The following is a 7486-nucleotide window of genomic DNA, read 5'->3' on the forward strand; positions in this document are numbered from 1 at the left end:
ACTATAAGAAAGATACTGATGGTTCATGGTATTTACCTGTAAATCTTAGAAAACAAGGTGTAGATAGTGAAGCTGAGCGTGCAGATGGTTCATTGCAAGAACGCTACTACCCGATTTACTTTAATCCATTAACTGAACAGATTTCAGTTACTGAGATATTGCCTATTGAGATTTGGCCTATTGATAGCTCTGGGCAAAAACGCATTTGGAGACGCGGTAAAGATGTTATTGAAAAAATGTTTAAAGATGGTGATTTATGGGCAAATCAAACCAATAACGGCTATCAGGTTTACTTTAAGTTTAGGGGTGGCTTAGATGGGAAGTTAATGCAAAGTATTTGGAGTGATTCAAAATATTCTGCAAGTGATTATGGAACTAAAATTCTTGATAATACGATAGGTCAGAGAGAGCTATTTTCTTATCCCAAATCTCCACATACGGTTTTAGACGCAATTCGTGCCATTAACGATGAAAATTACGGGTTAATCCTTGACTACTTCGCCGGTAGTGGCACGACCGCCCATGCCGTCATCAACCTGAACCGTGAAGACGGCGGCAGGCGCAAATACATCCTGGTCGAACAGGGCGAATATTTCGACACGGTGTTGAAGCCGCGCGTGCAAAAAGTGGTTTATGCCGAAAATTGGAAAGACGGCAAACCCGAAGCCGATAAAGAAAGCAGCCTGCACGGCGTGCCGCAAATCGTCAAAGTCTTAAAGCTGGAAAGCTACGAAGACACGTTGAACAACCTGGTGTTAAAAGACAACGGCGATTTGTTTGCCAAATTGAATAATGGCGTGAAAGAAGATTATCTCTTGCGCTATATGCTGGCCGACCAAAGCCGCGATTCGCTGCTCAATACCGAAGTTTTCAAACGGCCTTTCAATTACCAAATGGACATCGCCACCGATTCGGCAGGCGCGACCAAGCGTGTGAACATCGATTTGGTAGAAACCTTCAATTACCTGCTGGGCCTGCGCGTCCATGCCGTCAAAGACCGCATTGAAAAAGACGGCTATTTGGCCGTGGAAGGCACGCTGCCGGACGGGGAAACCGCGCTGGTGCTTTGGCGCGATTGCGAAAAGGTAGGATACGAAGGTTTGGATGCGCTGTTAGGCCGTCTGAAAATCAACCCGCAAGATTCGGAATACGGCACGGTGTATATCAACGGCGACCACAACATCGCCACGGTGTGGGAAAACGAAAACGGTGTTACAGGCCGTCTGAAAATCCGCCAGATTGAAAGCGAGTTTATGGCGTTGATGTTTGGGGAGGCGCAATAATGGCGAAAAAACCGACTTTCCACGACCATCTGATTTTAAACCGTTGGCTGCTCTCGCTGTTCCACAAAAAAGATTTGGCAACGCTCAAAGCGCAGATGGGCGGCGACGAATACGAAGGCGAAGCGAATGACGGCCAAAGCGGCTTCTTCCACCAACTGACGGGCGTTTTGTTTTTCGGCGAAGGCTCTGCCTTGTCGGAAAACGATTTGCGCCGCTACGATTTGAACGTGTTGCACCATTGGCGGCAAATCACGCAAAAGCGCAATAAAATCTACCATCAGGAATTGAAGCTGAAATATTTCCAATATCTGTCGCTGATTTTTACCGAGATTTATCTGGATTGGTATTTCAACCGCCGCGATGCGCTGCTGGAGGCGTTGAACGAACAGCTTGAACAATATCAAAACGAAACGGGTAAGGCGGCGGAAAAGTTCGCGCCCTATCAGGCGGAAGATTTGAATATGACCGCCTTTTGGAACGCCACGGGCAGCGGCAAAACGCTGTTAATGCACGTCAATATTCTGCAGTATTTGGAATATGCGGACAAAAAACCTGACAAAATCATCGTCTTGACCCCGCGAGAAGGCTTGAGCAGGCAACACGTCGCGGATTTGGCCTTGTCTGGTTTCGGCGCAGCCCTGTTCGATAAAAACAGTACGTCGCACCAGCCTTCTTTGGATTTTGATGCCAACAGTTTGGGCATCAAAGTGGAAGTCATCGACATCAACAAGCTGGGCGACAAATCGGGTGAAAAAACCGTGGCGGTAGAAGCCTTTGCGGGCAGTAATCTGGTTTTGGTGGATGAGGGACACAGCGGCTCGAGTGCGACCGACGGCGCATGGCTGAAACGGCGCGAAGCCTTAACCAAAGGCGGCTTTTCCTTTGAGTATTCGGCAACTTTGGGGCAGGCGGTGTCGGGCAAAAAGAATGCCCTGCGCGAAAAATACGCCAAATCCATTTTGTTCGACTATTCCTACAAATATTTCTACGCCGATGGCTACGGCAAGGAAAGCCTGATTCTGAACCTGAAAAAAGGCGCGTATTTCGCCGAACATGAAAAGCTGTATTTTACTGCCTGTTTGTTGTCGTTTTACCAGCAGATGTATCTATATCGGAAACACGAAAGCAGCCTGCACGTTTGGAATATCGAAAAGCCTTTGATGATTTTTGTCGGTAAAAGCGTTGCCGATAAAACCAGCGGCAGCGAAACCGCCGAACAGAAAACGGAAAAATCGGACGTGTTCCATGTGTTGTCGTTTTTGGCGTTTTTCCTGAACGAGCGGGAAAAAGTGGAAGGCTATCTGGCGGATTTGGTGGCGGACAAGGCAAGGCTTTTGGACGATAAGGACAACAATATCTTCCTGCGCCGCTTCGCGCCCTTGATGGATTTTGCAGGTAATTCGGGGGCTTTGTACGACGATATTCTGCGTTTGGTGTTCAATGCCGAAAGCGGCGGACGCTTACAGCTTAAGCAGCTTAAAAAGGCGGAGGGCGAATTGTCGCTGTCGGTCGGCAGTTTCCCCGCGTTCGGCGTCATCAATATCGGCAATGCGGCGGATTTTGCCAAATCGGGTGAAAACTATCGCGATGAATTCGATACTTCGGGCGATGAATTTTCAGGTAGCCTGTTTGATACGATCAATACGCCTTCGGGCAATATCAATTTCTTGATCGGCTCGAAAAAATTTACCGAAGGCTGGTCGAGCTGGCGCGTTTCCACCATGGGGCTTTTGAACATGGGCAAAAGCGAAGGCAGCCAGATTATCCAGCTTTTCGGTCGCGGCGTGCGCCTCAAGGGACAGGGCTATTCGCTCAAGCGCAGCCTGCCGGGCGAGCGTCCGCACGGCGTACATCTGGAAAAGCTGGAAACGCTCAATATTTTCGGTATCAACGCCGACTATATGGAAAAATTCCGCGAATATCTGGCGGAAGAAGGCGTAGATACCGAAGACATCATCACGCTGGACTTTAAAGTTCAGCCCAATCTGCCGCAGGGCGTGAAATTGCGGACTTTGGCTTTGGACGACGAGTACAAGGGCAACCGCCAAAAAAGTTTCAAGCGCAGCATGAATGTGGATTTGTTCGATATTCCCAAACAATGGCAGGGCAAAATCAAGCCGCCTTTTGCCGTGTTGGACTGTTATCCGCGAATTCAGGCACTTGCCAGCAAGGGTAATCGGATTGCCCAATCCAAAGACAGGCAGAAACAGACGGCTGCACTGAACAGCAATCTGTTTGAACTGTTCGACTGGGACAGGATTTACATAAAATTGCAGCAGCACAAGCTTTTGCAGTCTTGGAACAATCTTCGTTTGGACAAAGGCCGTCTGAAAACTTTTGCCGAAACAACCGGCTGGTACAAACTCTATATCCCGCCATCCGAATTGGCAGTGCAATCCTTTGCCGACGTAAAAAAACAGGAAGGTCTTTTGATCGAATTGCTGCTGGACTATGCCGATGCGTTTTACAAGTCGCTCAAAGCCGCTTACGAAGGGCAGTTTTACCGCGAGAAAATCGTGGACGAAAAAAACGGTTCCATGCTCGACAGCTATCTGTTCTCCATCAACAAAACAGAAGACGGCGGCGGCTACGAAGCCAAATTAAACGATTTGAAACGCCGCGTGGAATCGGGCGAATTGGCTAAGATGGTGGGCTGGACTGCGCCGAATGTGGAAGCCATCTGCTTTGACCCGCATTTGTTTTACCCGATTATGGTGTTGGAAAACAAAGAGGCTTTGCCCTTTACCATGAAGCCGCTGTCCATGAATGAAGAGAGCGAAATTCAGTTTGTGAAGGATTTGCAAAAGGTGGCGGGGGAAAAAGGTCGTCTGAAAGAATGGACGGGGGACAAGGATTTGTATCTCCTGCGAAACGCGGCAAACAAAGCCAAGGGCTTGGGTTTTGCGCTGGCAGGCAATTTCTATCCCGATTTTTTGTTGTGGCTGGTGGACAGGGAAAGCGGCAGGCAATGGCTGACCTTCATCGACCCCAAAGGCATACGCCACATGACGTGGGAACATCCGAAATTCGGTTTGTCGGATGAAGTGAAAAAGCTGGAACAGTCTTTGAATCTGCAAGATTTGACGTTGAACAGCTTTATTTTGTCCGTTACGCCATATAAGAGCTTGCTGGACGACGGCGCGGCAGCCGTGTTCGACAAAACCGAAGATGAGTTCCGCGAAAAACATATCCTGTTTATGGAAGACGAAAATTATCTGCAAACCATGTTCGACATGATTTTAAACGGGGATAAGGCATGAACATCACGCCGCATCAGGCCAAATATTACGCGCACCAGCTTTTGTGCCAAAAAAGCGGCGACGAGCGACTGTCGCAAGCTTTGTTTGAAGCGCAGGTGGATTTGCAGCCGCACCAAATCGATGCCGCATTGTTTGCTTTGGAAAACCCTTTGCGTGAAAGCGTGTTGCTGGCGGACGAAGTGGGTTTGGGCAAAACCATAGAAGCGGGTTTGGTATTGTGCCAACTTTGGGCGGAACGCAAACGCCGCCTGTTGGTGGTTTGCCCCGCCGCGTTGAGAAAGCAATGGCAGGCGGAATTGCGGGAAAAGTTTTCGTTGCCGTCTTTGGTGCTGGATAAAGCAGTTTTAAAGCAGCAAAACCGCAGTCTGACCGATTTTCTGACTTCGAAAGCGGGCAGGCAGGTTTTGGTGGTTTCCTATGAGTTTGCCGCCAAATGTGCCGCTGAAATCAATGCCGCCGGCTGGAATTTAGTAGTGTTTGACGAAGCGCACAAATTACGCAATGTCTATAAAAGCGGTAGTAAGCAGACGCAAACGCTTTTAAATGCGTTTGCAGGCAGTCAAAAACTACTGCTTTCCGCTACCCCGCTGCAAAACTCACTGATGGAATTTTACGGCTTGTCGCTTTTTCTGGACGAACATTTGTTCGGCAGCAAAAAAGAATTTCAAAAGTATTTTATTAATCGTGGCGATACGGACGAATTGCGGACACGCTTATCGCCTTATGTGAAACGAACGCTCCGTAAGGATGTGTTGGAATATATCCGATACACCCGCCGCCACACCATCACGCAAAATTACCGCCTGAACGACGACGAATACGCGCTTTACATAGCGGTTTCCGATTTTTTGGCCAAAGGTGAATCCTACGCCCTGCCTAAACGGCAAAGGCATTTGACAGGATTGGTACTGCGCAAACTTTTAGCATCTTCCACACCCGCCCTTTCCGGGACACTGGGCGTTATCCGACAAAGGCTGGATACAATGCAAAAAACGGCTCAAAGGCCGTCTGAAAGCCTGCTTGCCGCCTTGGGCGAAGATTTGGAAGACTGGGAAGCGTTTGATGATGACGAAAACGACGGCGATGCAGAACACATAGACTTCAAACTGCTGGCGGCGGAAATCGCCGAAATGGACGGCTTCATCAAACATGCCCGTGCCCTGACACATGACAGCAAAGCTCAAGCACTGCTGCAAGCCTTGAAAACCGGTTTGCAAAAAATGCAGGAAACAGGTGCGGCGGACAAGGCTGTGATTTTTACCGAATCGGTGCGCACCCAAGAATACCTGTTTGAATTTTTGGAAAAAAACGGTTACGAAGGACAAATCGTACTATTTTCCGGCAGCAACAAACATCCCGACAGCCAACGGCGTTATAAGGCGTGGCTGGATAAAAACGCGGGCAGCCCGCACCACACCGGCTCGCCCGCTGTGGACAAACGTACCGCACTGATTGATGCCTTTAAAAATCAGGCAAAAATCATGATTGCCACCGAATCCGCCGCCGAAGGCGTAAACCTGCAATTTTGTTCGCTGCTCATCAACTACGATTTGCCGTGGAATCCTCAGCGCATCGAACAGCGCATTGGCCGCTGCCACCGCTATGGGCAAAAATCAGATGTTGTGGTAATTAATTTTCTGAATACACGCAACGATGCCGATCGCCGTGTGCTGGAACTTTTAACTGACAAATTCAAACTGTTTGACGGCGTATTCGGCGCATCTGACGAAATACTGGGCAAGATTTCAGACGGCCTGGATTTTGAAAAGAGAATATTGGAAATCTACGACACCTGCCGCACGCCCGAAGCGATTCAGACAGCCTTCGACCGGCTGCAACAGGAGCTGGAAATACAAATCGCCGAAACACGGAAACTGGCGGAAGAGCGGCTGTTGGAATATTTCGATACCAACGTGCACGACCGATTCAAAACCCGTTTGCAGCAAACCCGTGAGCGTCTAGACGATTTTCAACGCTGGTTCTGGCTGGCCAGCCGCTTCGCCTTAAACAACTACGCCGACTTCAATCCGCAAAGCTACCGCTTCGACCTGAAAACTGCCCCAAAGCCGCATTTGCATTTGGGTGCATACCGCCTGCTCAAAGACGATGACGAAACCGCCGCCCTGCACCGCCCGAATACCGACTTGGGACAATGGTGCATCGCACAATGCCGAAACGCTGACACGCCCGTTGCCGAAATCACTTTTGACTACATAGGTTTTAGAGGTAGGAAAATCAGCATACTGGCGCAAAACCAAGGTAAGAGCGGCTGGCTTTCGGTGGAAAAACTCAAAATTTTTTCCCAAGCCGACACCTTCGAAACCCTGCTATTCACCGCCCGCACCGATGATGGTGAATGGCTGGACGAAGATTTTTGCCAAAAACTCTTACTGCTTGGTACGAAACAAACTGACCGAGCCCAAGCCATCCCGTCCGACATTACCCAAAGTGCGGAACTGCGTTGCGGCAGCTTCTTTGTCCAATACCAAGAGCAAAACAACCGCCACTATTATGACCGTGTTTTACAATTCGACCGTTGGGCTGAGGATCAAAAAGCCATATTGGGAAATGAATTAGAAGAAATAAAAACAAAAATCAAGGCTATCAAACGAGAACGTAATTTAGCTCAAAATACTGCTGAATTAGCACAATATGAAAACCAAATCCGTAAGTTAGAACAACAAAAACGCCATTTAAGAAATACTCTTGATGATAAAGAAGACGAAATCGATGAGAAGCATGACTTACTTATCCGAAATTTACAACTCCAGACAACATTTAAATCTGAATCTAAGAATTTGTTTACCATAAGATGGGTGATTAAATAAACTCGATCACTAAAATAAAAATACTCTATTTTTACAACAATATGCCATTTTAAAAAATAATTTAAGATGGCATTTCAAATATTATGCATATTTCTTTAACGAACTAGTGTAGTTT

General features: G+C 48.0%; 3 protein-coding genes. All 3 read left to right on the plus strand.

Annotated elements, in window-relative coordinates; translation table 11 throughout:
* Positions 1–236: 236 nt before the first annotated feature.
* Genes ACTHUT_RS11630 through ACTHUT_RS11640 form a run of 3 tightly spaced genes read left to right on the plus strand, consistent with a single transcriptional unit; the run spans position 237 to position 7371 of the window.
* The gene (locus ACTHUT_RS11630) at positions 237–1283 is read left to right on the plus strand and encodes a DNA methyltransferase (protein WP_440418813.1); all 1047 of its coding nucleotides are present in this window, start codon (positions 237–239) and stop codon (positions 1281–1283) included.
* Positions 1283–4543 carry a DEAD/DEAH box helicase family protein gene (locus ACTHUT_RS11635; protein ID WP_250601626.1) on the plus strand — a complete coding sequence of 1087 codons (3261 nt, stop codon included), beginning with the start codon at positions 1283–1285 and terminating at the stop codon, positions 4541–4543. The genes ACTHUT_RS11630 and ACTHUT_RS11635 overlap by 1 nt, the downstream gene beginning before the upstream one ends.
* A complete protein-coding gene (locus tag ACTHUT_RS11640; RefSeq protein WP_250601628.1) occupies positions 4540–7371 on the plus strand; it encodes an SNF2-related protein in 2832 nt (943 codons plus the stop codon). Before ACTHUT_RS11635 ends, ACTHUT_RS11640 begins: the two co-directional genes overlap by 4 nt.
* The last annotated feature ends 115 nt before the right edge of the window (positions 7372–7486 follow it).

It is taken from the genome of Neisseria sp. P0022.S010 (genome assembly GCF_051956635.1).

Coding starts and splice junctions, on each gene's coding strand:
- ACTHUT_RS11630 (WP_440418813.1), top strand. CDS start 237: ATGTTTAAAGATGGTGATTTATGGGCAAATCAAACCAATAACGGCTAT.
- ACTHUT_RS11635 (WP_250601626.1), top strand. CDS start 1,283: ATGGCGAAAAAACCGACTTTCCACGACCATCTGATTTTAAACCGTTGG.
- ACTHUT_RS11640 (WP_250601628.1), top strand. CDS start 4,540: ATGAACATCACGCCGCATCAGGCCAAATATTACGCGCACCAGCTTTTG.